Below are 25,432 nucleotides of genomic sequence, written 5' to 3'. Positions count from 1 at the left end.
CCCCAGGATCGCCCACCCCGCCTTTTTGCAAATCAGTCATGGTCAGGCTTCAGACTTCGTAGTCGACGCACTCGCGCGATTCACGCACCGCGCCGACGAACGTCTTCAGCGCCTGGTGGGTCGGGTGAACCTGATAGGCGTCGAGCGCGGCCTTGTCTGTGAAGTCTGAGAACAGCACGACGTCGTAGGTCGATTCGAGACCGGGCGCGGCAAGGCCCACTTCAAGGTGCAGGATGCCAGGGACGATATCGCGGCAACCTTCCAGCTTTTCCTTGAGCTTGACGGCGTTTTCCGCGCGCGAAGCGCCCTCTGCCGATTCCTTCAACTTCCACATCACAATATGTCGAATCATGGTGTTCCTAGCGTGTCGCGCTATTCCGGTAAATTAGCCAAAATCCTTACCTGTATTGGCTTTTCAGGTGCTTCGCCGATCAGGCAGGCGCAAGCAACCACCAAGCCTATCAAACTTACGGACGCAAATGGTCTTTATGTTGAAGTGGTATCCATCACGACTTTGATACATCAAACCCATGCGGCCTGATCTGTACCGGGCGGTGTGCCGGCTAACGAACCGCTGACAACCTGCTTCAGTCATTCTTTGGCGTGAGCGTGGAGATGAATGCGCGCAGCCTGGATGTCAGGACATCGTAACCGGCGCTCGTCAGATGCAGGTTGAGATCGGGGACAAACAGCGGGCACGGCGTCTTGTGATCGCAGGTAAGCGCGTCGTGCACGTCGAAGAAAGCAAATCCGTCTGGGTCTGCGGCGTGGGCCAGCGCGAGATTCACGGCGCGGATCTTGTCGTCGGCGCCCATCAGGTTCGTGCCGCGCGGCAGGATACTGGTCACGATCACCTGGGCCATGGGAAACGTCGCATGCGACTCTCTCACCACGGCGAGAATCCCTGAAACGATATCGCAGGTGGCATAGCCGATATCGTTGGTGCCGATCAGCAGCAGAACGTAGCGCGGTGACTGACCCGTGAAATCGAAGGCTTTCAGGCGCCATAGCGTGTGTTCGGTCCCATCCTGGCCGAAGCCCGCGTTCAGGACAGTCAGGCCCGTGGCATCGCTGAGGCGGCGCTCGCTCCAGCCGGCCATGATCGAGTCGCCCAAGGTGATGAGCTGGTAGTGGCCGGCTTTAAGCCGCTCCCGCACCGCCGCCTGTTGCTCGACCCACGCCGTTGGACGGGGTGTCGGCGCCGTCGTCGGCAGGTTTGCGGGGGTGAGCGGGCAGGATTGAGCCATGGCCTGCGGCAGAAACGCCGCCAGCCAGAGCAGCAATGTGGCCATGAGCCGCGCGGTGCGCGCGCAGCAGGATGCCAGGTGGCGCGCAATCACCATCGTCAGCGCCCCACCGTCTGGACGACTACCCCAGTCAAGCTGCCCGGATCGTCCTCCGGCAACATATGGGTTGGCCGGGGTTGCCAGCTCTGGATGATGAAGGCGTCCGGCGAAAGCGTGGGATCGGCAGCCAGTTCGCGGTATCGCTGCACGGCATGGCGAGTCCAGACGAGATCGCTGCTGTCAGCCGGGTCGCCGTCGATCACGACGCCATACGCGAGGCCCGCCGCGTGCAGGCGAGACTTCCAGACTGTGAGTTGCGGCCTCCAGTTGTTCTGCCAGATCAAGTCGGCCTGCAGGAAACTCAAGGGTTCGCCGGTCTTCGCCTTGAACAGCTCGGCGAACCGCAGGATCTCGCCGAGACGGCCCGAAGTCTGGTCCGTGACGGGCTCGATGTCGCCAAAGCGTACGGCGGGGAAAACCGCCTTCAGGGCGCGAATGTTGGGCGCGATGTTCTCGACCAGGTCCTCGGTCGGGTATTGGCAGGCCCGATGCGCGAAGTGCCCCCAGGTCATGGGTTCATCGAAGGCCACATAGGCAATCTCGCCGCCTTGGGCCGCGACGCGCTGCGCCGCCTTCCTGATGACGGCCGTGGTGGTATAGCCGGGGACGCCGTTTCCGCACCGGGGTGTCGCGACCAGAATCTCGGCCTCCATGGCGAGCGCGATATGGCGGCGGCGAAGATCCTGGATCACGGCGGCAAGGTCGGAATCGCTCGATCGCTGCAGGAACTGGGTGGAAAGCTTGAAGACCTGAACGGCGGCCGCGGCGCCGCGCCAAGGCGCGTTCGGGCGGAACAGGTCCATGAAGTCGCTTTCCGCTCTACCGCCGCGGTCGGCCTGAACCACGGGGTCGACGCCTGAGAGCCAGATCTGCTGCGCAGCGTCGGCCGGTGCGCAGATCAGGGCGGCGCCCAGGACAACACAGACAACCGGGAAAATGGAGTTCGTCAAAAGCCCTCCCTGAGCCGTCTAGCGGCCGGCGTCACGCTGCTTCAGATATTGTGAGAGCACATAATCCTCGCCGGGCCCGTACTGGTCCGTCACGGCATGCCCCGGATAGCGGTCCCAGGAAGTGAAGGTAATCCAGTCCGGTGACACGTGCAGATCGCGTTCGATATAGGCAGCGTTGCGCACCGCTGCATCGAGCCAGGCCTGATTGGTCGTGGCCGCCGTTGACGGAGCAGCGTTGTAGATCACCCCGAAAGGGAGATCGGCATGATGGGCGAAATCGGCCGCGGCCACGAGGCTCCGCGGCCAGGACGTCTGCCCCCAGTTGAGGTCCGCCGACAGAAAGGCGACAGGCTCACCCACTGCGCGCCGGAACGCCTCGCGCCAGTGCTGATAATCGGCGCTCCATTGCGGCTCGTCAGTGATCGAAGGGAACGGCTCAATGTCGCCGATCACCACCTTCGGAAACAGCTTCTGATATTCGCGCAGATTGGCCGCGACGCGGGCGGCCACGTCCTCGATCGAGGAACGGCAGGCGTGCGGCCCCGTGTAGTAGTGGCCGAACCAGAGCGGCTCGTCCATCGCGATGTAGTCGAGCTGGCCGCCCGCACGCCTAATCCTGGCGGCCAGCGCGGCAGTCTGCTCGGGCGGGTAGTACCCTTCCACACCGCCTCCGCAGCCCGCCGGCGCCGTCATTCCGGGCAAGGTGTAGGCCTGCGCCAGCATCTCCACGCCAAGAGCGATATGCCGCCGCTTCAGTTCGGCGACAACCCTGGCCAGGTCCGCATCCGGAATCTTGACGAGAGCCTGGGTCAGAAGGCCCATTACCGTGACGCGCGTCAAGGCCGGCGGCCATTGCGGGTCCGGCTGATAGTAGAGGGCCTCCCAGCTATGATGACCCGCGTCGCTCGAGATGGCGCCCATGCCGAACCAGATTTTTGGCACGCTCGGCGCGCTCGGTGTGCTCGGCGTCTGGGCGCTTGCCGCGCCGATACCCGCCGCGACGACGAAGGCAAACGCAGCGGCTACACGCCTCATCTCATATCCGATGTCCATGTACGACCGCCTCGATGGTGTCGAAATCATCGCAACGCAGCGCATTGTAGCGGGTTGCCATCGCCTTCACTCTGCGACGATGTTGAACGCGCGGCGGTACATCAAGTGTTGGGAATTGACGCCCGTCCCCTTGGCGTAATACAGGAACCCCGTCTGATCCGAAGTCTGGTCGGACGGCTGATCGGTGCTGACAATCGTCGGATACCAGTTGAACGGCGATGGCGGCTTTGTCGAGAAGCTCACGGTCGAGTCCGGAACCGGCGCTTTCAGAATGACAACGCCCGGCGTCCAGTTGATCAGATCAGGCGAGGTCTGGGCGTACACGCCGCCATTGCCGATACAGATCATCAGAAACTGGTTGAGATAGGTATTGAAGGAGACTTGGGGTTGCCGCATATCGCCCGGCACTGCGGGATCGAGAACGATGTTTAACGGTGTGAACGTGCCCCCCAGGCCTGCCGTGCTAAAAGTGCCGCCGCTGTACTTTTGCCAGTTGCCCGGCATACCGTCGCTCGCAATCGGCGCCCGGGCAATCGCGAAACCTGTCGCCTTGCTCTGCGGATCGATTTCGCGAAAGAGAACGTAGATGTAGCCTCCGGACTCGATGGCCGAAGGTGTGAGCGCACCTGCACCGCCGCTCGCCTGGGTCGGCAATTGGGGATCGTGAGCCGCGATGATCTCCCCCTCCCGCGTCCACGTCACACCGCCGTCGCTTGAGCGGGCGAGTCCGATGGCGGCATAGAACGGATTGCCCGACGAGAGGACACCGTTGAAGAGGTGATTTTCGCCGTGGTAGATCATCAACAGATCCGTTCCGTTGGCAGCCGGAAACACGCTGCCTGCGCCGGCGTAGTCCGCATCGAACGCGGTGGTTCGGGGGCCGGACGGTAGCAGGACGCCTATCGGAGCGCCACCGGAAGTCGCCAGCGACGTGAAGGACACCAGATCCGGGCTGGCCAGTCCGTAGGTTCCTGCACTGCCGCCGCCCGCGACCCACAGCCGAAAGCTGCCGTCCGCCTGACGCCGGAACGAGAGATGTTCGTCCGGGTTGTCCACTCCGAAGGGGGAACCTGGGGGGATGACGTCCTGCTCGTCCAGACTCACGGCGAACGATGAAATCGACCTTACCGTAGCGACCGGCGCCGGCGGGCTCACGCTGCCTCCACAGCCACTCAGGGACAAAATCAGCGCAAGGACGATATTTCGTTTCCGGCCGCAGACTGAAAATCGCAGCGAAGGCCGAAAGGACAGCAGCGAATGATCGGGCATGAGACCGTCACCATGGTTAAGCCGGATTGGCAAAAACTAGCGGCATTGAACCAGGAGTGTATGTCATGCGGAGGGCGGCTCATGGCTTACGCAAAAATGGCAATCACCTCGTCAAGTCGCGTGACCTGTTCATCGAGCGATTGCGCGGCGGCCGCAGCTTCCTCCACCAACGCCGCATTTTGCTGGGTAACCTGGTCGATCTGGCCGATCGCCTCATTGACTTCCTGAATGCCTTGACCCTGCGCATCCGAGGCGGCGGCGATCTCCTCGACAATACCGGCGACGCGGCGAATCGCCTGCTGTACTTCAGCGGTGGCCCGGCCCGCCTCTAGCGCCTGTTGCGAGCCCGATTCGATCGTCGCGACCGATCGCTCGATCAGATCCTTGATTTCCTTGGCGGCCGTGGAAGAACGTTGCGCAAGACTGCGCACCTCCGCCGCGACGACGGCGAAGCCTCGTCCCTCTTCGCCCGCCCGCGCAGCTTCGACCGCTGCGTTCAGCGCCAGGATATTGGTCTGGAACGCAACGCCCTCGATCATCGAAATGATTTCCGCGATTCGCGAGGAGCTCGCGGCGATTTCGTTCATCGTGCCGACCATCCGCTCGACCGCCCGGTTGCCTTCATCCGAAATGTGCGCCGTGCTGGTCGCTAGTGAATTGGCCTTACGCGCGTTTTCGGCATTTTGCTGCACGGTCACCGTAAGCTCGCCAAGGGTGCTAGCGCTCTGTTGCAGCGAGGCAGCCTGCTGTTCGGTGCGCGAAGACAGATCCAGGTTGCCCGCGGCAATCTGCTTCGACGCAACGCCGACGGCACTGCTCGACGCACGCACGTTGACGACGACACCCTCGATTTGCTCGAGCAGGCTGTTCAGCGCCGTCGCCGTATGGCCAATTTCGTCCATCCGCTCGACCGGTGCCCGCCGCGACAAATCCAGCGATTGGCTGATCTGCTGCAGCATGTCCTGCATCTGGCGCAGGCCGTGGCTGATCAACACATAAAGGCGGCTGCCTAATATGCCGGTCAGCACGAGGGCCGCGCCGGCAACCGCGAGCATGAGTCCGAGCGCGAGCCGGTACGCGCGCGCGTTTTCTTCGCGCACCAGATTCGACCGTGCGATATCGCTGTCCAGATGCGCGTGCAGCCCCTCGTTCAATGCCAACGCCGCATTGTGGACAGCGCCGCCATCGTGAAGCATGGCAAGCGCGCCGTCGCGATCGCCCGCGCCCAGCTTTTCGAAGAACGTGCTGCGGGCCTCGCGATAAGCCGCCATGCGGGCGCGATCGGCGTCGAAGAGTTGCCGGTCCGGGTCGCTGGGCAGCTCGTCAGCCGTGGCGTTCGCGATTGTCTCGTCGAACCGGCGGTCGGTCCCGGCGATCTCGCGTGTCATCCCCTCGCGGCTGGCATCGTCGACACCGTCGACCACGTAGCGGTAGACTGCAAGCCGCATGGCGGCAACGTTGTCGAGCGCTGCCGCGACCGATTTCAAGCCCGGAATCGTGCGTGTCTGCAGTCCTTCGATACGTTGATGGGACGCTCGCAGTTGCACCAGCCCATAACCACTCACTACGGCCAGCGCGAGCAGCGCGCCACCGAGCGTCACGATGAGGCGGCGAATGATCGTCATGTATTGATTCCCCGATTCGTTTCTTCGTTTTTGGCTGGCCAGGCGGCCAGAGCGGCGCGTCTTTTCGTATTTCTTCCCGTATAACAGCGTGGCCATGGCAATTATTCGGTGCGGTTCGCATGAAATTATTCAAAGGGGGTGATAGATGGCGGTTATGTGGGGCGCAGGTGCGATGGTCGCGTCGCACCATTGGAGATCCCTGCGAGGCCCCCGCTGAGGCACCGCAAATTCGCATGCGCGGTTAAAAAAGCAGGAATGAAAACGGTATCGTCTGGCATGCGAGCCCGAAACAACTTGGCCGGTTTTGGCTCGTGGTCGTGGGCAACGCGCGAAGAAACGATGGTCGCTATTTTTACTCTGTTGTGGTTTGAGTCTAAAATGCGAGCTTCGGCTGGATTTTTTACGCTAAGAATACGCTATGACTACGGTGCTGGAATTGTTTCAGCCTGCAGACGGTGCGACACGGGCTGCTACCGATCGTCTGGTGGAAGACGCGCTTTCTCCCGATGCAAGCACCCAGGAGGTAGAAAAGCGCTTTGCGGCCCGATTCCTCCGCCTCCTTCACGTGCCATCGTCACTCAGCGACGAACTGTTGATGAGTACCACGGAGAGTATGAAGATGGGCAAATTCGATCATCTCGTCGAAGAGCGGGCCGCACAAGTTAAGCGCGTCGCCAGAGAAAAAGGTGCCGTTGGCTTCCGGCAGAATGAAGATGTTCAGGAATTCGATCATAAGCACTGGGCCTCAAGGGCGGACAAAGACTGATTCAGGCAATCCGCTGGTCGCACACACTCATAGCCATCCCGACTCCCCTAAATCCCCTGACGAAATTCAGGGGATTTTTGTTTAATCAAGGCCTTGGTAAAAGGCTTGAAGGACCTCCTCCTCAATGAACATCGCCATCGAAGATCCCGCCCAAACCGACATCATCACCTTGCTGGAGCACGGCGACGCAGAAGCCGCCAAGCTTTATCCGGCCGAGAGCAACCATCTGTTGCCGATCGACGCGTTACGCGAACCCAATGTGCTGTTCCATGTGGCTCGCGACACTTCCGGCACTGCACTAGCCACCGGCGCCGTGGTCCTGAAAGGCGACTGGGCGGAGATCAAGCGCATGTGGGTCGAGCCGCAAGCCCGCGGCCAGGGGCTCTCCAGGACCATCTTGACGACACTCGAACAGCAGGCCCGGGCTCACGGAGTACGCTGGCTGCGCCTCGAAACCGGCATCGACAGCCATTCGGCGCTCGGTCTGTACACCAAGGCCGGTTTTGCCGCGCGTGAGCCGTTCGCCGACTATCGTCCTGATCCGTTGAGCGTCTTCATGGAGAAGGATTTATCGGTTAAGACAACGGCGTAGTTGCCTGCCCGTGGACCTCACAGCGGCAGCACACGTGCGAGCGTCTGCCGCTCCCGGTCTGCGCTCAAGGTCTGGACGCGCAGCGGCGAATCCGGTATTTCGCCCGTCTCCCGGCACCATTGGAGCGTCTCCCGGATGGTCTGTGCCACGTGCCGGAAAGTAAGGCCCTGCCCGATCGCGCGACGATTGTCTGCCTCAAAAATCCCGCCTGCTTCTGGATCGTCTTCTGCGATCCACAGCGGCAACTCCGTCCAGCCCTCGATGCCCGCCGCACGAATACTGTCGTCGGGGACCCACGCCAGCTCAGCGCCGTTTCCCGCTATGCGCACGCACTCGTCAAGGAACTGTCCCATCGTCAGCGTAGTTTGCGGACCGGTCGCCTGAAAGATGCCGTTAATACGATCCTCTGTGAGTCGCACCAACCACTCGGCCAGATCGCGCGCGTCGATAAACTGGACCGGACGCTCACGACGGCCCGGTGCCAGAACCCGCCCGCCTGCCTCAATGCGGCGCGGCCAATAGGTAAACCGCCCGGTCGGATCATAAGGTCCGGCGATCAGCCCCGGCCTCACCACTGCGGTCCGGTCCGGCAACGCCGACTGAAGCGCTTCCTCCGCGCGTGCCTTCAGTGCCCCATACCCTTCCTGACCCGCGACGACGTCGGTGCTTTCATCGTAGCGGCGATTCGGTGGAAACGCGCCGTACACCGAAATGGTCGATACAAACGTGTAGTGCGAAGGCTGTTCGCCGAGGGCCGACAGCAACAACTCGATCTGCTCCGGACCGTATGCCGACGGATCGATCACCGCGTCGAACCTGCGCCCCGTCAGCGCGGTCAGGTTTGTGCTGCGCTCACCCGTCAACTTTTCGGCTTCCGGAAACAAGGTGGGATTCCGCACGCCGCGGTTGAACAGCGTGACTTCGTGCCCTCGTTTCAAGGCAGCCTCCACAATATGGCGGCCAAGAAACAAGGTTCCCCCCATGATCAGCACTCTCATGCAGACTCCGTCACCGGTTGCATCGCCTTAACGTCATCGCGAACGGTTCCTGCGCCCGTCGGCATCCCCACTCACCTACCAAGAAACACATCCCGATACGCACCGTAGAGCGACAGCAGCGGCACAGCGGTCATCACTGGCGTCAGCACCAAGGCACGCAACGCGAGCGGAACCATCGGGGCGAACAGCACGGCCACCGTCATCGCGGCGAAGTACATCAGCGTCACGGGCCAGTTGCGCGCCGCGCCACTCAGGCTCGCAAGCATCGCATCGTGCGGCGTCATATCATGCAGCAGCACCAGCGCCGGGGCAAAGCAGGCCGAGGCAATCGCCACTGCGAAGATCGACGCACCGAGCAGCGATTCCAGCGCACCGCGCACGCCGTGATCGCCGCCGTAGCTGATCGACACATTGTGCACGCCGCTTGCCGTGACCGAGGCGTTCAGCGAGACATGGAACGTCGCCAGCAGGACCACATAGCCCACGGCCACAATTGCCGCGCCGTACAGCCCGATCACGCACAGCGCGTTGCTGCGCCGGGCCAGCGCCGCGAATGTTTCGCGCAGCGACACCAGTTGCCCCTTGCTGGCGCCGTCCTGCACGAACATCAGCCCACCCACCACGAGCGGCGCCAGCAGCACCGCCAGCGGGCGCAACAGCGGCAGGAAGCCCAGCAGCGTCGCAAAGTCGGCGCAGACCAGCAGGACGCTCAGCCACAGCACAGGCTGCTGGCCCGCCGCACGCGCGCCGCTCGCGAGCCAGTCGGCAATACGCAGGGGATTGACTTCTCTTCCACCGGAAAAAGGCAGTGCCGGCACACGATGGAGGCGAGTTTGCTTAGAAACGTCGCTCGGGTAATCGATGTTCATGACAGTTTCCTCAGTTAAAGCAAAAGTGGTTTATTCGTACTACTAATGGTTTAGATATCCGGTACTTCGTTGTTCAAGTATTTCAGGTGCTTTTCTTCAGGACGCCTGCTGGCGGTCGAGACTCGCCGAGACGGCGTCGATCTGCCGTTTCACATAGCGCGAGATGCCGCGCCAGGTAATCCGTGTCAACCAGATGCACAACGCAAGGCCGATAAGACCGATGGGCAGCATCACGATCGCATAGGTGTATTCGCTGTCCGATGCCGCCACGCGGATCAGGTGGTGGCCGTCGTCGATGGCAACCTTGCCTTCGCCGATATCCACCGAGTCCGAACCGCTGCGCGCGCTCAGGTGACTGGGCTTGCCGTGCGGGTCTTCTTCGAGCTGGACATGATCGCCGTCGTCGCTCGAGATATCCCAGACCATCGACTTCGGATCCTTCGAGGTGCGGGCCAGCGACACTTTCTCGTCGTCGTCTTTCAGTTCCAGCGCGACCACGTCGTCGCGAGCGATGCTCCACGTACCGTCCTTGTCTCGGGTCAGCATGCGTCGCGCCGCGTCCGATGAACTCTCGAACCGGAAGTCGGAGCCGTCGGTGCGGATCGAGACTGCTCCGGCACGAGTGACGATATCCAGCTTGCTGTCGTCCTCCAGGTTGAAGACGAAACGGTCGCCGACGATTTTCAGGCTCTTCAGGTTGCCGGGCGTATCGCTGTCGCTATCGTCGTCATTCGCTTCCTGCGTATCGGATGCGCCCGATGCCGCCGCCGCTGCCGATGCCACCAATGCGCCCGACGCACCCGCCGCGCCGCTCGCGGCATCCCCGGCTGCCGCCTTGGCGTGATCGCTGCTGATGAAGCTGAACGGCAGCGCGTCGCGGGCGGTCTTGCCGAAGAAATGATGCCCGCTCAGCGCGAGCACGCCGACCAGCCCCGCGATCGTCAGCCCCGCCGACACCACATAGCCCACCGTCAGCAAGCCGAGGTACACCATGAACGGCACCAGCAGCAGCACGTTCAGCAGGCCCAGCGTGGAGATCGACATGATCACGCGGAACAGGTTGCCGAACGAACGGCGGTCCTGCCACTGCCGGTAGTTGGCCTGCGCCTTCAACTCACGGGCGAGCTTGACCGGGTCGCCCAGCGCGGCGATCACGTCTTCCTCGCGGCGCCCGGCAGCCAGCGCGTCGCCAATGTACTCGTGATAATCCGCGATGATTTCATCGACCGCCTGCTTCGGCAGACTGCTCAATTCCTGCCGCAGAGAATCAATGAATACGTCCTGCTTCATGGGTTTTCCCCTGTGTTCATTTTTATGCCGGGTTGTCCTAGCACGCCGTTCACCTCATCCACGAAACTGCGCCACTCCCCTTCCATCTCCAGCAGGCTGCGGCGACCCGTGCCCGTCAGCGAATAGTACTTGCGCGGCGGCCCCGAGCTCGACTCCACCAGGTAGGTCGACACCCAGGCCTCGGCCTGCAGACGGCGCATCAGCGGGTAAATCGTACCCTCGCTGATTTCCATCGTTTCCGCGAGTGTCGACACCAACTCGTACGCGTAACTGTCCCCGCGGGCCAGAACGGCCAGCACGCACATGTCGAGCGTTCCTTTTTTCAACTGCGTTTTCATCCAGTTCCACGCTTCGTAGTGTGCGTTGCAAGGTACCGTGCTATGCACTGTCACCGGACGGACTCATAGCCGCGGTGACCATGGCTGAAATGTAGCAGGCTCTACTGTTTTATGCAAGGTACCGTTTTATACATCGTTCCTGAGGGGTTCACTGCTGAGCGCCTCGCTGCCGGGTGCTTCATTGCCGAGCGCCTCTTTGCCGAGCGTCCCGATCGTCATATCCAGCAATGCCCGCAGGCGGGCCACGCGGCGCAGGTCACGGTGGTAGCCCAGCCAGACGTCGCGCCCCGGCGGCGCTTCGCCCAGATCGATGCGCCGCAGTCCCGCCGTCGTGTCGCCCAGCGGGCATGGCAGCACCGCAAAGCCGCCGCCTTCCGCGCACATCCGTGCCTGCGCGCCGCGGTTGTTGCTGCCGAACGCGATCCGCGCATTCGGCAACATGCGTTTGACCCACGCCACATCCGGCAAGGTGCCGAAAGCGCTGTCCATGCTGATCAGCGTATAGCCCGCGCCGTCGCCTGCTTGCGGCGCGACCAGGTCGATCCGCCCATACAAGGCGTATTCCATGTGCATAAGCTTGCGCTGGACCACATCGGCTTCCTCGAACGGTGTGATGCGAAAGGCCAGATCCGCCTCGCGGCGCGCGAGGTTATAGCGGCGCGCATCGGTCACCAGTTCGATCGACACGCCGCGATGCTGAGCCAGAAACCGGGCGAACACCGGCGTGAGCACGTGAACGCCGAACCAGTCGGATGACGAGACGCGCAGCAAGCCGCTCAGATGCGCATCCTTGCCGGCCAGCGCCCGCGTGAAACCAAGCGCTTCCTCTTCCATCCGCTCGGCATAGGCGAGAACCGCCGCACCTTCGTCCGTCAGGACGAAACCGTCGCGAGTACGCTGGAACAACGCGTGGCCAGTCGCCTCTTCGAGCGCACGCAAGCGCCTGCCCATCGTCGGCTGGGTCTGGCCGAGTTGCCGTGCGGCCGCGCCCAGCGTGCCGTGGCGGGCAATCGCAAGGAAGATGCGGACATCGCTCCATTCCAGCTTATTTCCAATCATTTCTGTTTGATTGATATGCAGTTACGTTAATTTACATGCGGTTTTGCATGTTCGAGTATGGACGTGTCGAAACGCTGACTCAACCGGAAAAGGAAATCATCATGTCCATGCACGCTCTCGTTCTCAACCGCTATCACGGCCCGCTCGAACTGACCGAACTGGCCCGGCCCGAACCGGCAGGCGGCCAGGTGCTGGTGCGGATTGCGGCGAGCGGCCTGAACCCGCTCGATGCCAAGATCCGCGCCGGCAGCGCCGCGCATGCGCAGCATCCTTTGCCGCTCGTGTTGGGAATCGACATGGCGGGGGTGGTCGAAACAGTCGGCGCCGGGGTCAGCGTGTTCAAGGCCGGCGATGAGGTCTACGGCATGACCGGTGGGGTCGGCGGCATCCAGGGCTCGCTCGCCCAGTACGCAGCGGTCGATGCCGACCTGCTCGCGCTCAAGCCGGCCAATCTGTCGATGCGCGAGGCGGCCGCGCTGCCCCTCGCCTTCATCACGGCCTGTTCGGGGATCGTGGACCGGGCACGGCTGCAAGCCGGGCAAACCGTGCTGGTTCAAGGCGGCGCCGGTGGTGTCGGGCATCTCGCCGTACAACTGGCGCTCGCGCTCGGAGCCCAGGTGTTCGCCACGGCCAGCGCACGCGATCACGATTTCGTCGCGAGCCTGGGCGCCACGCCGATCGACCACCGGGCGCAGACGGTCGAGCAGTACGTGGCGTCCGCGACGGCGGGAACCGGCTTCGATCTGGTGGTCGATACGGTGGGCGGCGCGACACTCGATGCGTCGTTCGCAGCGGTGCGCCATTTCGGCCACGTGGTGAGCGCGTTGGGCTGGGGCACCCATGCACTGGCGCCGCTGTCGTTTCGCGAAGCCAGCTACTCGGGGGTGTTCACCCTGTATCCGCTGTTAAGCGGCAAACATCGCGCCCACCACGGCGCCATGCTCGCTGACGCCACCGCGCTCGTGCAAGCCGGCAAGCTCAAGCCGCGGCTCGATCCGCGCCGCTTCGACCTGAGTTCGGCCGAGCTCGCCTATGAAGCGCTCACGAACGGCACCGCGCGTGGAAAAATCGTCGTGGACGTGGAGTAAGCAGGAAGCCGGCAGCGCACATCCTCAGATAACGAGCCGCGACACCTTGGTCCCTTCAAGCGAGATGCCGGCCATCAAGCCGGCATTGGTGAGCACGAAGGCCACCACCGGACTCATGGCGGTCGAGGTGTCGAGATTGCCGTTCGCCCCGAGCTTCGCCAGCGCCACGGTGGCGTCGGCACCGGCTGCCCAGCCCTGGCTTTGCACGAAGCGGTCGAGCGCCTCCTGCGTCAGGAAGGCAAAAATGATGGCCTTGGATTGCGCGCCAATCTGCAGGCCAAACGACCCGGCAACGGTGCTGTAGTACCCCGTCGTCTGACCGTCGACGCGCAAGCCGCCCTGCCCGTATTGGCCGCCGAACCAGAAACCCGCGGCGAACACGGACGGAAACACCAGCACGCCGCGCGCCTTGGCAAGAATCTCCTGTGAACCGTGCACCGTGCTCTGCAGGCGGGCGAGCGTCGAATCAATCCCGGCGTTGATGGTGTTGCGCTTCTGCGCGTAGTCCTCGGCAGTCTCACCGGAGCCGAGCGGCGTGGTCGTACAGCCTGCGAGAGTCAGGCCGCTCGACGCGAGGAGCACACTGGTGCCGGTAATGAATTGACGTCGGTGCATGTGGCTTTCCTATGAAGAGAGGGTTGATCGACCGTCCGCGCGCGCAATATTAGTACGGCATTGAAGTCCGTTTTCGAACGCTCTGCAACCGCTTCATTGAAGGTGCTTGCTGGAGACGACGCGTGGCGGTTGCAGATGGGACCATGATCGACGCGCCAAGTTCGGGCGCGGGAGCAAGGCAGCGACGCGCGGGTCATCAGACGAATCAGGGTTTGCCCGCTACAATACCGCCCAACCCAGTTCGTCTAACTCAGTTCGACTCGAGGTCCCGGCTATGTCCTTTGTTCGTCTGCTGTTGTCTGGCCGCTCCGTGCGCCTGCTGGCGCTCGGCGTGCTTACCGTGTTGTCGCTCGGCGGCTGCGCGGGATGGTTCGGCCATGACCCGCTGCGTGTGAGCGTCGCCGGCCTCGAGCCGCTCGACAGCCAGGGGCTCGAAATGCGCTTCAAGATCAAGCTGCGCATCCAGAACCCCAATGAAGACTCCCTTAGCTTCGACGGCGTCTCGGTCGACCTCCAGCTGAACGGCCAGTCCTTTGCGAGCGGCGTCACCGACCAGCATGGCACCGTGCCTCGCTACGGCGAGACGGTAGTCGACGTACCGTTGACTGTGCCGGCCTTCACGGCGGTGCGCCAGGCCTTCTCGCTCGCAGGCAGCGATACGCCGCCTGGCCAGTACCCGTATATCCTGCACGGCCGCCTGGCGGGTGGCCTCAGCGGTGGCACGCGCTTTCTCGATCAGGGCGTGCTGTCGCTGCCGGGACTCGGCGTCGCGGGTCAGTGACGATTCGCCAACCGGCTTGCCAACCGGCCTGCCAACCCATAGAACACGCTACGATGAAACTGCATTACATCTTCGATCCGCTGTGCGGCTGGTGCTACGCGGTTGCCCCGCTGGTCGATGCGGCGCGGGCCTTGCCTGAACTGAGCGTTACTTTTCACGCCGGTGGCATGCTGGCCGGCAGCAACCGGCGGCCCATCACGCCGCAATGGCGCGACTATGTGATGCCGCACGACGAGCGCATCGCCGCCCTTTCCGGCCAGCCGTTCGGGGCAGCCTATTTCGAAGGCCTGCTGCGCGACACTACGGCGATCATGGACTCGGAGCCGCCGATCACGGCGATTCTCGCCGCCGAAGCGCTCGACGGCCGTGGCCTCGACATGATCCACCGGCTGCAGCGGGCGCATTACGAAGAAGGCCGGCGCATTGCCGATCGCGACGTGCTGGTCTCGCTGGCGGTCGAGCTCGGCCTTGATGCGCAGGTCTTCACGGCTGAGTTCGAGCGTGTTTCCGGCAAAACGACGCACGAACATATTGCCGCGAGCCGCAGCTTGCTGGCGCGTACCGGCGCACGTGGATTTCCGACCTTTGCGGTGGAGAGCGCCGACGGCGCGCTTGCGGTGATCGACGCGGGGCAGTTTATCGGCCACCCGGATACATGGACCGCGCTGTTGCAACGCGTCCTGCAGGACGAGGCCGGCTCACGCAGCGCCGTGCAGCGCACGGGTCAAGCGGCCGACGATTGCGCGGACGGCAGCTGCGCGTTGCCGGACTGACTGATTGACTGACTGGTTGACTGATTGACTGACTGGTTGATCGACTGACCGCGCCGGCCCGCCAGATCAACCGCCCAAGATCCCTTGGGACCTCAGGCGGCGCCGGCTCATCCCGCCTTACACCACTTCAAACAGCCCGGCCGCGCCCTGGCCGCCGCCGATGCACATCGTCACGACGACCAGCTTCGCGCCGCGCCGCTTACCCTCGATCAGCGCATGCCCGGTCAGGCGCGCGCCCGACACCCCGTACGGGTGGCCGACCGCAATCGCGCCGCCGTTCACGTTGAGCCTGTCGTGCGGGATGCCGAGCTTGTCGGCGCAATACAGCACCTGCACGGCGAACGCTTCATTCAGTTCCCACAGGTCGATATCCTCGACCTTCAATCCCGCCTGCCTGAGCAGCTTCGGCACCGCGAACACCGGACCGATGCCCATCTCATCGGGCTCGCAACCGGCCACCGCAAAACCACGGAAAATACCCAGCGGCTGCAGCCCTTCGCGTTCGGCAACCTTTGCGTTCATCACCACACAAGCCGACGCACCATCGGAAAACTGGCTCGCGTTGCCGGCGGTGATCACGCCGCCCGGCAGCGCCGTGCGAATCTTCGACACACCTTCGAGCGTCGTGTCCGCGCGGATGCCTTCGTCGGCGGCAATCGTCACCTCCTTCGTGAAGAGCTGACCGCTCGCTTTGTCCGCGACGCCCGCGAGCACCGTCATCGGCACGATCTCGTCGTCGAACCGGCCGGCTTCCTGGGCCGCCGCCGCGCGCTGCTGCGAGCGCACGCCGTATTCGTCCTGACGCTCCTTCGAAATCGAGTAACGCTTCGCGACGTTCTCGGCGGTCTGCAGCATCGACCAGTAGATTTCCGGCTTGTTCTGGTTCAGCCAGCCGTCGGTCATCATGTGATGATTCATCTCGTTCTGCACGCACGAGATCGACTCGACCCCGCCTGCGACGAACACCTCGCCTTCACCGGCAATCACGCGCTGGGCGGCAAGCGCAATCGTCTGCAGGCCCGACGAGCAGAAGCGGTTGACCGTCATCCCCGGCACGCTGACCGGCAGGCCGGCGCGCAAGGCGATTTGCCGCGCGATGTTCATGCCCGTCGCGCCTTCCGGATTCGCGCAGCCCATGATCACGTCTTCGACGCGAGCCGGATCGAGCTTCGCGCGTTCGACCGCGGCTTGCGTCACATGACCGCCGAGCGTCGCGCCATGCGTCATGTTGAAAGCGCCGCGCCACGATTTGGCAAGACCCGTGCGGGCGGTCGATACGATTACGGCGTCAGTCATGCATGTCTCCTGCTTCCAATGTTGAATGTGGTTCGTTCGCACCGGCGGTCCGGCGTGCCAGCGTAGGCAGTTTCAATGCGTGCCCATAAGGGCTTTCATTGCCCCGACACCTGCGCAGACTGCACACGCTCGACACCCGCGGCATGCAGATCGCGCCAGGCGGCGTCGAGCGAACCGTTGAGATCGATGGCACGCGACGCGTCCTCGATCAATGCAACTTCAAAACCTGCTGCGCGCGCATCGAGCGCGGACCAGCCGACACAGTAGTCGGTCGCGAGCCCACAGCACCAGATGCGCTTCGCACCCACGTCGCGCAGATAACCGGCGAGGCCCGTCGGCGTCGTGCGGTCGGCTTCGAGAAAGGCCGAATAGCTGTCGACGCCGGGATTGAGCCCCTTGCGGATCACGAGACGCGCATGCGCAATGTCGAGATCGCGATGCAAGGCCGCGCCAGGCGTGTCCTGCACGCAATGGGTCGGCCACAGCACCTGCTCGCCATACGGCAGCGTGAGCATCTCGAACGGTGCGCGCCCCGCGTGGTTAGCGGCGAACGAGACGTGCGAAGCCGGATGCCAGTCCTGCGTCAGCACGACCTGGCTGAAGCCACGCGCCAGGCGGTTGATGACCGGCACGACTTCATCGCCATGCGCCACGGCCAATGCGCCGCCCGGCATGAAATCGTTTTGCACGTCAATGACAAGCAATACGTCCTCGGCATCTTTCATCGCAGCACCTCGCGTCGTCTCGCCTCTCTGCGGCATCGGTCTTCTAGCCGTTGAATCCGCGGCCCTTTGCCGCCAGCTCGGCAATGCTCGGCGCCAGTTGCCAGGCGTCGCCGTTCGGACGCGCCGCGTAAGCGCGAATTGCCCGCTCGACGTTGTAGAGGCCGACCGTGTCCGCATACAGCATCGGGCCGCCGCGCCACAGCGGGAAGCCGTAGCCGGTGAGATACACCATGTCGATATCCGACGCCTTCGACGCAATGCCCTCTTCGAGAATCTTCGCGCCTTCGTTCGCGAGCGAAAACACCAGCCGCTCGACGATCTCCTCGTCGCTGATCTTGCGGCGCTGCGCACCGGTTTCCTGCGAATACGCCACGATCATCTCATCGACTAGCTTCGACGGATAAGCCGTGCGGTCGCCCGCCTTGTAGTCATACCAGCCGCCGCCGGTCTTCTGCCCGAAGCGGCCCGTCTCGCACAGACGGTCGGCGATCTTCGAGTAATGCATGTCCGGATGTTCCTGATAGCGGCGCTTGCGGATCGCCCAGCCGATGTCGTTGCCCGCGAGGTCGCTCATGCGGAACGGGCCCATGGCGAAACCGAATTTCTCGATCGCCTTGTCGACCTGCGCCGGCAGCGCGCCTTCATCCAGCATGAAAAGCGCCTGACGGATGTACTGCTCGATCATGCGGTTGCCGATAAAGCCGTCGCACACGCCCGACACCACCGCAGTTTTCTTGATCTTTTTGGCCAGTTGCATGACGGTGGCAAGCACGTCTTTGGCCGTTTCCTTGCCGCGCACCACTTCGAGCAGCTTCATCACGTTGGCCGGGCTGAAGAAGTGCATGCCGACCACGTCCTGCGGACGCCTTGTGAATGCAGCGATCCTGTCGACGTCCAGCGTGGAGGTGTTCGAGGCAAGAATCGCCCCCGCCTTCGCGACTTCGTCGAGGCGCTTGAATACCTGTTCCTTCACACCGAGTTCTTCGAACACCGCTTCGACAATCAGATCGGCGTTTTTCAGATCGTCGTACGAGAGCGTGGGAGTAATCAGCGCCATGCGCTGTTCCAGTGCCTCGGGCTTCAGCTTGCCCTTCTTCACCGTCGCTTCGTAATTCTTGCGAATCGTCGCGAGGCCGCGATCGAGGGCTTCCTGTTTCGTTTCGAGCAGCGTAACTGGCAAGCCCGCGTTGATGAAGTTCATCGCGATGCCGCCGCCCATCGTGCCTGCACCGATCACGGCGACCTGTTTGATCTCGCGTACCGGCGTATCGGAAGGCACGTCGGGAATCTTGCTGGCCGCACGCTCGCCGAAGAACGCATGACGCAGCGCACGGCTTTCCGGCGTCTGCACCAGCGCGATAAAGCATTCGCGTTCGAACGCGAGGCCCTTGTCGAAGCCGTTCTTCACGCCGGCCTCGACCGCGTCGATACACTTGTGCGGCGCCGGGAAATTCTTTGCGATCGCCGCGACGCTATTGCGCGCGAACTGGATAAAACCTGCAGCATTCGCATGCTCGATCTTGCGATCGCGCACCTTGGGATGCGGGCCGGCCTGTGCGCCGACCTTGCGTGCAAAGGCAAGCGCGGCCTCGGCCAGATTACCCTCCACCACTTCTTCGAAGAGCCCCGAGCCGGCCAGCTTCTCCGACATCACCGGTGTGCCCGAGACGATCATGTTGAGCGCGGCTTCAAGACCGATGGCGCGCGGCAGACGCTGCGTACCGCCCGCCCCCGGCAAAATGCCGAGCTTCACTTCGGGCAACGCGATCTGCGCGCCAGGCGCCGCGATGCGGTAATGCGCGCCGAGCGCGAGCTCCAGACCGCCGCCCATGGCGACGCTGTGGATGGCCGCGACGACCGGCTTGGCGCTGCCTTCAACGGCCTTGATGACCGTGGCGAGCGTCGGTTCCTGGGTTGCTTTGGGGGTGTTGAATTCGGTGATGTCCGCGCCGCCCGAGAAGGCTTTGCCGGCGCCGGTCAGCACGATGGCGTTGATGGCCGGATCGTTCTGCGCGCGTTCGAGCCCTTCGACGATGCCGGCTCGCGTCGACAGACCGAGCCCGTTGACCGGGGGATTGTTGAGCGTAAGGACGGCGACGCCGTCATGAGTCGTGTAGTCCACTGCCATCTGCCTGCCTCCATGCGGTGAGGCAACGCATGACGCGCTGCCTGTGCCGGTTCATTGTCCGACATTCCGGGTCAGCAAGCAGACTACACAAAAAAGCACGCTCGTTCAATTTATCGTGGCAAGGGTTTGCCCTGGGGCGCTCAGGGTAGCGTCGATGTCACATCGGCGCCACGCCGGTACCACCTCAGGCCGCGCCTTCCAGAGCCGACGGCAGCACGTGGTCGCGGAAGATCTCGCGCAGCTTGAGCTTCTGCAGTTTGCCGGTGGCGGTATGCGGCAGTTCGTCGACGAACACCACATCGTCGGGGATCCACCATTTCGCCACCTTGCCCTGATAAAAGGCAATCAGTTCGTCGCGCGTCACCTCGGCGTCCTTGCGCTTGACGACCACCAGCAAAGGCCGCTCGGTCCACTTCGGATGCGCACAGGCGATGCAAGCCGCCTCGGCCACCGCCGGATGCGCAATCGCCACGTTCTCGATGTCGATCGAGCTGATCCATTCGCCGCCCGACTTGATCACGTCCTTGCTGCGGTCGGTGATGTTCAGAAAGCTGTCGCGGTCGATGGTGGCCACGTCGCCGGTCGGAAACCAGCCGTCCGCGAGCGGCGAATCGTCCTTGCGGAAATACCGGTCAATCACCCACGGGCCGCGCACATGCAGATCGCCAAAGGCAACGCCATCCCACGGCAGTTCGTTGCCATCCGGGCCGACGATCTTCATGTCCACGCCGTAGATTGCATGGCCCTGCTTCTCGCGCAGCTTGCGTTGTTCGTCGGGCGAGCGCTGGCTCTGCTCCCATGTGAGCTTCGACAAGGTGCCAAGCGGCGACATCTCCGTCATGCCCCAGGCATGAATCACTTCGACGCCGTAATCGTCCTGGAAGGCGCGCAGCATCGCCGGCGGGCACGCCGAGCCGCCGATCACCGTGCGGTTGAGCGAAGAAAAGCGCACGCCGGCCTGCTTCATATAGGTCAGCAGGCCGAGCCAGACGGTTGGCACGCCGGCGGAATAGGTGACGCGCTCCGCTTCCATCAATTCGTAGAGCGACTTGCCGTCGAGGTCCTTGCCGGGAAATACCAGTTTCGCGCCCGTCAGCGGCGCGGCATGCGGTATGCCCCATGCATTGACATGGAACATGGGCACCACCGGCAGCACCGAATCGCGCGCCGAAAGGCTCATCGCATCCGGTAACGACGCGCCGTAGGCATGCAACACGGTCGAGCGATGCGAATACAGCGCGCCCTTCGGATTGCCCGTGGTTCCTGACGTATAGCAAAGGTAGGACGCGGTGCGCTCGTCGAGCAGCGGCCATTCGTACACGCCGTACTGCGGGGCCAGCAAGGTCTCGTAGCTGGTTACCGGGGTCTGCATCGCGGGCAGATGCGCGTCGTCGGTCAGCGCAATCCAGCCGCGCACCTTCGGGCATTGCGGAGCCAATGTATCGACCAGCGCGGCGAAGCTGATGTCGAACAGCACATAGCTGTCGTCGGCATGATTGACGATGTAGGCAATCTGCTCGGGAAACAGGCGCGGGTTGATCGTGTGGCAGACGGAGCCGAAGCCGGTCGTGCCGTAGTACGCCTCCAGATGCCGGTAGCCGCACCACGCCAGCGTGGCGACCCGCTCGCCGGGCTGCACACCGAGCGCGATCAGGGCCTGTGCCAGTTGTTTGGCGCGCTTCTCGCAGTCACGATAGGTATAGCGATGCATATCGCCTTCGATGCGCCGCGAGACGATCTCCGTGTCGCCGAAATGCCGCGCAGCATGCGCGAGGAGTGAAGACACGGTGAGCGGCACATCCATCATCTGGCCCAGCAAAGGCGTCGTCATAAAGAGAGGTCTCCTCGCGGTGTTTACGTCATCGATGGCAGGTCGGATGCCGCGCTGCGCCTTGCCGGCGCCGTCGGCTAACGGCCGGCCAGCAGCGGCGCTGGCGCCGACTTACAATATCGGTTAATCCAGAGGCGCTCAATATGTCGTTTTCCCCAAGCATTTCCGGCCTGTCCGGGCCGATGGCGGCGCTTGCCGACGCCTTAGGCACCCCGCGTGCAGACGCATTTTCCCAACTTGGCGGCGTCTTCATGACCCGCCTGCCGGCCGCGCCGCTAAGCGCCCCCTATGTGGTCGGCTTTTCTGCCGACACCGCTGCACTGCTCGGTTTAGACGGACAGGCGGCGCACGATCCGGCCTTCGCCGAGTTCTTCTGCGGCAACACCACGCGTGACTGGCCCGCCGAGCTTATGCCGTATGCGTCGGTGTACTCGGGACATCAGTTCGGCGTATGGGCCGGGCAACTGGGCGACGGCCGCGCACTCGGCCTTGGCGAAGTGGAACACGCCGGCGCACGTTATGAACTGCAACTGAAGGGCGCCGGACGCACGCCCTACTCGCGCATGGGCGACGGCCGTGCGGTGCTGCGCTCGTCGATCCGCGAGTACCTGTGCTCGGAAGCAATGCACCACCTCGGCATTCCGACCACCCGCGCACTGTGCGTGATCGGCTCGGACCAGCCGGTGCGGCGCGAGGAAATCGAAACGGCCGCGGTCGTCACGCGTGTCGCGCCGAGCTTCGTGCGCTTTGGCCACTTCGAGCATTTCTATTCGAACGACCGGGTCGACGCCTTGCAGTCGCTTGCCGATCACGTCATCGAGCGCTTCTATCCGCATTGCAGGGAAGCGGACGATCCGTATCTGGCGCTGCTGAACGAAGCGGTTTTGTCCACCGCGGATCTGCTCGCGCAATGGCAGGCGGTCGGCTTCTGCCACGGCGTGATGAACACGGACAACATGTCGATTCTCGGCCTCACGATTGACTACGGTCCGTTCGGCTTCATGGACGGCTTCGACGCGAACTACATCTGCAATCACTCCGATTCGCAAGGCCGCTACGCGTACCGCATGCAGCCGCAGATCGCCTATTGGAACCTCTTCTGCCTCGCCCAGGGGCTGCTGCCGCTGCTGGGTCAGCAGCATGATGAAAACGTGCGCGGCGAAGCAGCCGTGAAGGACGCGCAGCGCGTGCTCGAAGGCTTCAAGGATCGTTTTGCGCCGGCACTGGAGCGCCTCATGCGCGCCAAGCTCGGCCTGCAAACCGAACGGCCCGGCGACGATGCGTCGAGCGACACGTCGCTCGTCAACCGCCTGTTCGAAGTCATGCAGGCAAACCGCGCGGATTTCACGCTGACCTTCCGCAATCTGGCGCGCGTCTCGAAGCACGACGCAAGTGGTGACGCGCCGGTTCGCGACCTGTTTCTGGACCGCGCGGCGTTCGACGTGTGGGTGAACGACTACCGCGCGCGGCTGTCCGAAGAAACACTCGACGACGCCGAACGCGCCATTGCAATGAACCGCGTGAACCCCAAATTCGTACTTCGCAATCACCTGGCTGAAACGGCGATTCGCCGCGCCAGGGAGAAGGACTTTACGGAAGTCGAACGGCTGGCGGCAATACTGCGCCGTCCTTTCGACGAACAGCCGGAACACGAGGCCTATGCTGCGCTGCCGCCCGACTGGGCCAGTTCGCTGGAAGTGAGTTGCTCGTCATAAGCCACGCCCCCAACTAAACCGACATCGAGACAGGAACCGACCATGAACTCCGACGACACCAGGACTCCCGCGCATCCGGTGCAGAAAGACGACGCCGAATGGCGCAAGCAGCTCTCCGAGATGGAGTATCAGGTGACCCGCCATGCGGCCACCGAGCGCCCGTTCACCGGCCGCTACCACGACCACTGGGACCGCGGCATCTATGACTGCGTCTGCTGCGGCACGCCGCTGTTCGAGTCGGACACCAAGTTCGACGCCGGCTGCGGCTGGCCGAGCTACTTCAAACCGATCAACGGCGAAGTGATCGCCGAGAAAACCGACCGCTCGCACGGCATGCTGCGCATCGAGGTGCAGTGCAAGAATTGCGGCGCGCATCTGGGCCATGTGTTCGAGGACGGCCCCGCGCCGACCGGGCTTCGGTACTGCATCAATTCGGCTGCGTTACAATTCGAGCCCAAGTAACGCCACGCGGGCAACGTGGGTCCGGCGGCGTTGCTGAACGGCGCGCTGCCGTCTTCCCTCATTCCTCGACATCCCCGCCCAGATAATGAAATTCCTGTTCGATCTGTTCCCGATCATCCTGTTTTTCGTCGCGTTCAAGCTGTGGGGCATTTTCACGGCAACGGCAGTGGCGATTGTCGCGACACTGGTGCAGATCGCCTGGGTGGCGTTCCGCCACCGCAAGGTGGATGCGATGCTGTGGGTGAGCCTGGGCGTCGTCACCGTGTTCGGCGGCGCCACGCTCGTCCTGCACAACGACACCTTCATCAAATGGAAGCCTACCGTGCTGTACTGGGCTTTCTCAGTCGCGCTGATCGTCTCGCAACTGGCGTTCAACAAGAACCTGATCGAAGCGATGATGGGCAAGCAGATCACCCTGCCGCATCGCATCTGGGGCCAGTTGAGCGTGATCTGGGCGGTGTTCTTCGTGCTGCTCGGCATCCTGAACCTGTTTGTTGCGTACCATTTCTCGACCGACGCCTGGGTCAACTTCAAGCTGTTCGGCGCAACCGGCTGCCTGGTGGTGTTCATTGTCGGCCAGAGCCTGTGGCTGTCGAAGTATATGAAAGAAGAATGACATGAGCGACGACACGTTCCTGCACGCCACGCCGGCTGAGCGTCTCGCGCTGATCGAAGCGCGCCTCGCGGCGGCGCTCGCGCCGATTACCTCCATCAGCGTGCGCGACGACAGTGCACAGCATGCGGGGCACGCCGGCGCCGCGGCCGGAGGCCATTTCAGTGTCACTATTGTGGCAGCCGCTTTTGCCGGCAAGGCCCGCGTGGCGCGGCACCGCTTGGTGTATGATGCGCTGGCCGATGCCATGCAGCGCGGCATTCACGCCCTCGCAATCACGGCGTACACGCCCGAAGAATTCGATTTGCTGTCCCGTTAGGAAACTTCCGATGACCTTGAACAAAACCCGCCTCTGGGTATTGCTGGCCGCTTTTGCGGCAGCGCCTGCGTTTGCACAGAATATCGCCGTGGTAAACGGCACGCCGATCCCCAAGGCACGCGCCGATGCGCTCGTCGAACAACTCGTCCATCAGGGCCAGCAGGACTCGCCGCAACTGCAGCAGGCCGTGCGCGAAGAACTGATCAACCGCGAAATCCTCTCGCAGGAAGCGGCCCGTCGCGGCATTCCGACGCGTGCGGACGTCAAGGCGCAAGTCGCCGTGGCCCAGCAGACCGTCGTGCTGCGCGCGCTGATCGAGGACTACCTGAAGAACAACCAGCCGAGCGATGCCGACATCAAGGCACGCTATGACTCGCTCGTGAAGGACGCAGGCGGCAAGGAATATCACCTGCACCACATCCTCGTCGACAACGAGCAGCAGGCCCAGGATCTGATCGCCAAGATCAAGGCCGGCGCGAGCTTCGAAGATCTTGCCAAGCAGTACTCGAAGGACCCGGGATCGGGCAAGAACGGCGGCGACCTCGACTGGTCGGACCCGAAGGCCTACGTGCCTGAGTTTGCCGCAGCCGCCGAGAAGCTGCAGAAAGGCCAGATGACCGACACGCCGGTGCACACGCAATTCGGCTGGCACATCATCCGTCTCGACGACACGCGCGACATCACGCCGCCGCCGCTCGAGCAGGTTCGCCCGCAGATCGTCCAGCAACTGCAGCAGGAAAAGCTGCAGGCGTTCGAAGAAGGTCTGCGTAAGAACGCGAAGATCCAGTAAGTGGGGTTGCGCCGGACTTTGCTCCGGCGTTACTGCTAACTGAACACGGCTGGGTGGTTTCGTCGCCCGGCCTGACTCGCAAACAACAAAGCCGCCCTCGGGCGGCTTTGTTGTTTCTGGCAAGCTAAGGAACCATACCGC

The 25,432-nt window shown here is 63.2% G+C and carries 27 protein-coding genes; 11 read left to right on the top strand and 16 right to left on the bottom strand.

Translation table 11 applies throughout. The features are described 5' to 3' along the window. Window positions 1-49: 49 nt before the first annotated feature. Window positions 50-352, bottom strand: coding sequence for a Dabb family protein (locus FFS45_RS33510; protein ID WP_137958928.1), 303 nt, complete (start codon window positions 350-352; stop codon window positions 50-52). A gap of 12 nt (window positions 353-364) precedes the next feature. Here FFS45_RS33510 and FFS45_RS41945 point away from each other — a divergent pair, with 12 nt between their 5' ends. Beyond that, window positions 365-541, top strand: coding sequence for a hypothetical protein (locus FFS45_RS41945; RefSeq protein WP_171029824.1), 177 nt, complete (start codon window positions 365-367; stop codon window positions 539-541). Window positions 542-587: 46 nt separating this feature from the next. On the opposite strand, the gene FFS45_RS33505 is transcribed toward FFS45_RS41945, so the two are convergent. The 5 genes from FFS45_RS33505 to FFS45_RS33485 all read right to left on the bottom strand — a co-directional run bounded on the left by FFS45_RS33505 (window position 588) and on the right by FFS45_RS33485 (window position 6,243). Beyond that, the gene (locus FFS45_RS33505; RefSeq protein ID WP_171029823.1) at window positions 588-1,292 is read right to left on the bottom strand and encodes a GDSL-type esterase/lipase family protein; all 705 of its coding nucleotides are present in this window, start codon (window positions 1,290-1,292) and stop codon (window positions 588-590) included. A 53-nt stretch (window positions 1,293-1,345) separates the two neighbouring features. After that, window positions 1,346-2,296, bottom strand: coding sequence for a hypothetical protein (locus FFS45_RS33500; RefSeq protein ID WP_137958926.1), 951 nt, complete (start codon window positions 2,294-2,296; stop codon window positions 1,346-1,348). Between the two features lie 18 nt (window positions 2,297-2,314). Then, complete coding sequence (locus tag FFS45_RS33495) at window positions 2,315-3,349, bottom strand: hypothetical protein (protein ID WP_137958925.1); 1,035 nt, start codon at window positions 3,347-3,349, stop codon at window positions 2,315-2,317. A gap of 66 nt (window positions 3,350-3,415) precedes the next feature. Next, window positions 3,416-4,504 (bottom strand): hypothetical protein, encoded by a 1,089-nt coding sequence (locus FFS45_RS33490; RefSeq protein ID WP_137958924.1) that lies wholly within the window; start codon window positions 4,502-4,504, stop codon window positions 3,416-3,418. 200 nt (window positions 4,505-4,704) lie between these two features. Next, a complete protein-coding gene (locus tag FFS45_RS33485) occupies window positions 4,705-6,243 on the bottom strand; it encodes a methyl-accepting chemotaxis protein (RefSeq protein ID WP_137958923.1) in 1,539 nt (512 codons plus the stop codon). Window positions 6,244-6,661: 418 nt separating this feature from the next. On the opposite strand from FFS45_RS33485, the gene FFS45_RS33480 reads away from it, so the two are divergent. Both FFS45_RS33480 and FFS45_RS33475 read left to right on the top strand, forming a co-directional pair. Continuing rightward, the gene (locus FFS45_RS33480) at window positions 6,662-7,009 is read left to right on the top strand and encodes a hypothetical protein (protein ID WP_137958922.1); all 348 of its coding nucleotides are present in this window, start codon (window positions 6,662-6,664) and stop codon (window positions 7,007-7,009) included. A gap of 124 nt (window positions 7,010-7,133) precedes the next feature. Next, entirely contained in the window at window positions 7,134-7,601 is a 468-nt protein-coding gene (locus FFS45_RS33475; protein ID WP_137958921.1) for a GNAT family N-acetyltransferase, read from the top strand. 17 nt (window positions 7,602-7,618) lie between these two features. Here the strand turns inward: FFS45_RS33475 and FFS45_RS33470 are convergent, their stop codons facing one another. The 5 genes from FFS45_RS33470 to FFS45_RS33450 form a co-directional block, all read right to left on the bottom strand. Next, window positions 7,619-8,599, bottom strand: a complete 981-nt coding sequence (locus tag FFS45_RS33470) for an NAD-dependent epimerase/dehydratase family protein (RefSeq protein ID WP_137958920.1) — start codon at window positions 8,597-8,599, stop codon at window positions 7,619-7,621. Between the two features lie 71 nt (window positions 8,600-8,670). Then, window positions 8,671-9,468, bottom strand: coding sequence for a BPSS1780 family membrane protein (locus tag FFS45_RS33465; protein WP_137958919.1), 798 nt, complete (start codon window positions 9,466-9,468; stop codon window positions 8,671-8,673). 96 nt (window positions 9,469-9,564) lie between these two features. Further along, the gene (locus FFS45_RS33460) at window positions 9,565-10,758 is read right to left on the bottom strand and encodes a DUF1700 domain-containing protein (protein WP_137958918.1); all 1,194 of its coding nucleotides are present in this window, start codon (window positions 10,756-10,758) and stop codon (window positions 9,565-9,567) included. Further along, window positions 10,755-11,096: a PadR family transcriptional regulator gene (locus FFS45_RS33455; RefSeq protein ID WP_137958917.1), complete on the bottom strand. Its 342-nt coding sequence runs from the start codon at window positions 11,094-11,096 to the stop codon at window positions 10,755-10,757. Before FFS45_RS33455 ends, FFS45_RS33460 begins: the two co-directional genes overlap by 4 nt. Window positions 11,097-11,222: 126 nt before the next feature. Further along, window positions 11,223-12,155 carry a LysR family transcriptional regulator gene (locus tag FFS45_RS33450; protein WP_137958916.1) on the bottom strand — a complete coding sequence of 311 codons (933 nt, stop codon included), beginning with the start codon at window positions 12,153-12,155 and terminating at the stop codon, window positions 11,223-11,225. 101 nt (window positions 12,156-12,256) lie between these two features. Between FFS45_RS33450 and FFS45_RS33445 the strand changes: the two genes are divergently transcribed. After that, window positions 12,257-13,243, top strand: coding sequence for a zinc-dependent alcohol dehydrogenase family protein (locus tag FFS45_RS33445; RefSeq protein ID WP_137958915.1), 987 nt, complete (start codon window positions 12,257-12,259; stop codon window positions 13,241-13,243). 24 nt (window positions 13,244-13,267) lie between these two features. On the opposite strand, the gene FFS45_RS33440 is transcribed toward FFS45_RS33445, so the two are convergent. Beyond that, a complete protein-coding gene (locus FFS45_RS33440; RefSeq protein WP_137958914.1) occupies window positions 13,268-13,858 on the bottom strand; it encodes a YSC84-related protein in 591 nt (196 codons plus the stop codon). Window positions 13,859-14,132: 274 nt separating this feature from the next. On the opposite strand from FFS45_RS33440, the gene FFS45_RS33435 reads away from it, so the two are divergent. After that, window positions 14,133-14,639, top strand: a complete 507-nt coding sequence (locus FFS45_RS33435; RefSeq protein WP_137958913.1) for an LEA type 2 family protein — start codon at window positions 14,133-14,135, stop codon at window positions 14,637-14,639. Window positions 14,640-14,692: 53 nt separating this feature from the next. Then, window positions 14,693-15,412, top strand: a complete 720-nt coding sequence (locus tag FFS45_RS33430; RefSeq protein WP_137958912.1) for a DsbA family protein — start codon at window positions 14,693-14,695, stop codon at window positions 15,410-15,412. A gap of 117 nt (window positions 15,413-15,529) precedes the next feature. Here the strand turns inward: FFS45_RS33430 and FFS45_RS33425 are convergent, their stop codons facing one another. From FFS45_RS33425 to FFS45_RS33410, 4 genes are all read right to left on the bottom strand, one after another. Next, window positions 15,530-16,708, bottom strand: coding sequence for an acetyl-CoA C-acyltransferase (locus FFS45_RS33425; protein ID WP_137958911.1), 1,179 nt, complete (start codon window positions 16,706-16,708; stop codon window positions 15,530-15,532). Between the two features lie 95 nt (window positions 16,709-16,803). Next, the gene (pncA, locus tag FFS45_RS33420) at window positions 16,804-17,433 is read right to left on the bottom strand and encodes a bifunctional nicotinamidase/pyrazinamidase (RefSeq protein WP_137958910.1); all 630 of its coding nucleotides are present in this window, start codon (window positions 17,431-17,433) and stop codon (window positions 16,804-16,806) included. 43 nt (window positions 17,434-17,476) lie between these two features. Beyond that, a complete protein-coding gene (locus tag FFS45_RS33415; RefSeq protein WP_137958909.1) occupies window positions 17,477-19,561 on the bottom strand; it encodes a 3-hydroxyacyl-CoA dehydrogenase NAD-binding domain-containing protein in 2,085 nt (694 codons plus the stop codon). A 184-nt stretch (window positions 19,562-19,745) separates the two neighbouring features. Then, window positions 19,746-21,392, bottom strand: a complete 1,647-nt coding sequence (locus FFS45_RS33410; protein WP_137958908.1) for a 3-(methylthio)propionyl-CoA ligase — start codon at window positions 21,390-21,392, stop codon at window positions 19,746-19,748. A gap of 143 nt (window positions 21,393-21,535) precedes the next feature. Between FFS45_RS33410 and FFS45_RS33405 the strand changes: the two genes are divergently transcribed. From FFS45_RS33405 to FFS45_RS33385, 5 genes are all read left to right on the top strand, one after another. Further along, window positions 21,536-23,107, top strand: a complete 1,572-nt coding sequence (locus tag FFS45_RS33405; protein WP_137958907.1) for a protein adenylyltransferase SelO — start codon at window positions 21,536-21,538, stop codon at window positions 23,105-23,107. Between the two features lie 42 nt (window positions 23,108-23,149). Continuing rightward, complete coding sequence (gene msrB / locus FFS45_RS33400) at window positions 23,150-23,569, top strand: peptide-methionine (R)-S-oxide reductase MsrB (protein ID WP_137958906.1); 420 nt, start codon at window positions 23,150-23,152, stop codon at window positions 23,567-23,569. Window positions 23,570-23,654: 85 nt separating this feature from the next. Then, the gene (locus tag FFS45_RS33395) at window positions 23,655-24,185 is read left to right on the top strand and encodes a septation protein A (protein ID WP_137958905.1); all 531 of its coding nucleotides are present in this window, start codon (window positions 23,655-23,657) and stop codon (window positions 24,183-24,185) included. A 1-nt stretch (window position 24,186) separates the two neighbouring features. Then, entirely contained in the window at window positions 24,187-24,501 is a 315-nt protein-coding gene (locus FFS45_RS33390) for a BolA family protein (RefSeq protein ID WP_137958904.1), read from the top strand. Between the two features lie 10 nt (window positions 24,502-24,511). Further along, window positions 24,512-25,291 (top strand): peptidylprolyl isomerase, encoded by a 780-nt coding sequence (locus tag FFS45_RS33385; RefSeq protein WP_137958903.1) that lies wholly within the window; start codon window positions 24,512-24,514, stop codon window positions 25,289-25,291. The last annotated feature ends 141 nt before the right edge of the window (window positions 25,292-25,432 follow it).

This window comes from Burkholderia sp. 4M9327F10 (genome assembly GCF_005503145.1).
GTDB lineage: Bacteria > Pseudomonadota > Gammaproteobacteria > Burkholderiales > Burkholderiaceae > Paraburkholderia.
The sequence above is the reverse complement of the archived record's forward strand: the minus strand, read 5'-3'. Positions and strand labels throughout refer to the sequence as shown.

Excerpts from the sequence above, each read along its gene's own strand:
- FFS45_RS33510 (WP_137958928.1), bottom strand. The coding sequence starts at position 352 with ATGATTCGACATATTGTGATGTGGAAGTTGAAGGAATCGGCAGAGGGC.
- FFS45_RS33505 (WP_171029823.1), bottom strand. The coding sequence starts at position 1,292 with ATGGCCACATTGCTGCTCTGGCTGGCGGCGTTTCTGCCGCAGGCCATG.
- FFS45_RS33495 (WP_137958925.1), bottom strand. The coding sequence starts at position 3,349 with ATGGACATCGGATATGAGATGAGGCGTGTAGCCGCTGCGTTTGCCTTC.
- FFS45_RS33485 (WP_137958923.1), bottom strand. The coding sequence starts at position 6,243 with ATGACGATCATTCGCCGCCTCATCGTGACGCTCGGTGGCGCGCTGCTC.
- FFS45_RS33480 (WP_137958922.1), top strand. The coding sequence starts at position 6,662 with ATGACTACGGTGCTGGAATTGTTTCAGCCTGCAGACGGTGCGACACGG.
- FFS45_RS33475 (WP_137958921.1), top strand. The coding sequence starts at position 7,134 with ATGAACATCGCCATCGAAGATCCCGCCCAAACCGACATCATCACCTTG.
- FFS45_RS33470 (WP_137958920.1), bottom strand. The coding sequence starts at position 8,599 with ATGAGAGTGCTGATCATGGGGGGAACCTTGTTTCTTGGCCGCCATATT.
- FFS45_RS33465 (WP_137958919.1), bottom strand. The coding sequence starts at position 9,468 with ATGAACATCGATTACCCGAGCGACGTTTCTAAGCAAACTCGCCTCCAT.
- FFS45_RS33460 (WP_137958918.1), bottom strand. The coding sequence starts at position 10,758 with ATGAAGCAGGACGTATTCATTGATTCTCTGCGGCAGGAATTGAGCAGT.
- FFS45_RS33455 (WP_137958917.1), bottom strand. The coding sequence starts at position 11,096 with ATGAAAACGCAGTTGAAAAAAGGAACGCTCGACATGTGCGTGCTGGCC.
- FFS45_RS33450 (WP_137958916.1), bottom strand. The coding sequence starts at position 12,155 with ATGATTGGAAATAAGCTGGAATGGAGCGATGTCCGCATCTTCCTTGCG.
- FFS45_RS33445 (WP_137958915.1), top strand. The coding sequence starts at position 12,257 with ATGTCCATGCACGCTCTCGTTCTCAACCGCTATCACGGCCCGCTCGAA.
- FFS45_RS33440 (WP_137958914.1), bottom strand. The coding sequence starts at position 13,858 with ATGCACCGACGTCAATTCATTACCGGCACCAGTGTGCTCCTCGCGTCG.
- FFS45_RS33435 (WP_137958913.1), top strand. The coding sequence starts at position 14,133 with ATGTCCTTTGTTCGTCTGCTGTTGTCTGGCCGCTCCGTGCGCCTGCTG.
- FFS45_RS33430 (WP_137958912.1), top strand. The coding sequence starts at position 14,693 with ATGAAACTGCATTACATCTTCGATCCGCTGTGCGGCTGGTGCTACGCG.
- FFS45_RS33425 (WP_137958911.1), bottom strand. The coding sequence starts at position 16,708 with ATGACTGACGCCGTAATCGTATCGACCGCCCGCACGGGTCTTGCCAAA.
- pncA (WP_137958910.1), bottom strand. The coding sequence starts at position 17,433 with ATGAAAGATGCCGAGGACGTATTGCTTGTCATTGACGTGCAAAACGAT.
- FFS45_RS33415 (WP_137958909.1), bottom strand. The coding sequence starts at position 19,561 with ATGGCAGTGGACTACACGACTCATGACGGCGTCGCCGTCCTTACGCTC.
- FFS45_RS33410 (WP_137958908.1), bottom strand. The coding sequence starts at position 21,392 with ATGACGACGCCTTTGCTGGGCCAGATGATGGATGTGCCGCTCACCGTG.
- FFS45_RS33405 (WP_137958907.1), top strand. The coding sequence starts at position 21,536 with ATGTCGTTTTCCCCAAGCATTTCCGGCCTGTCCGGGCCGATGGCGGCG.
- msrB (WP_137958906.1), top strand. The coding sequence starts at position 23,150 with ATGAACTCCGACGACACCAGGACTCCCGCGCATCCGGTGCAGAAAGAC.
- FFS45_RS33395 (WP_137958905.1), top strand. The coding sequence starts at position 23,655 with ATGAAATTCCTGTTCGATCTGTTCCCGATCATCCTGTTTTTCGTCGCG.
- FFS45_RS33390 (WP_137958904.1), top strand. The coding sequence starts at position 24,187 with ATGAGCGACGACACGTTCCTGCACGCCACGCCGGCTGAGCGTCTCGCG.
- FFS45_RS33385 (WP_137958903.1), top strand. The coding sequence starts at position 24,512 with ATGACCTTGAACAAAACCCGCCTCTGGGTATTGCTGGCCGCTTTTGCG.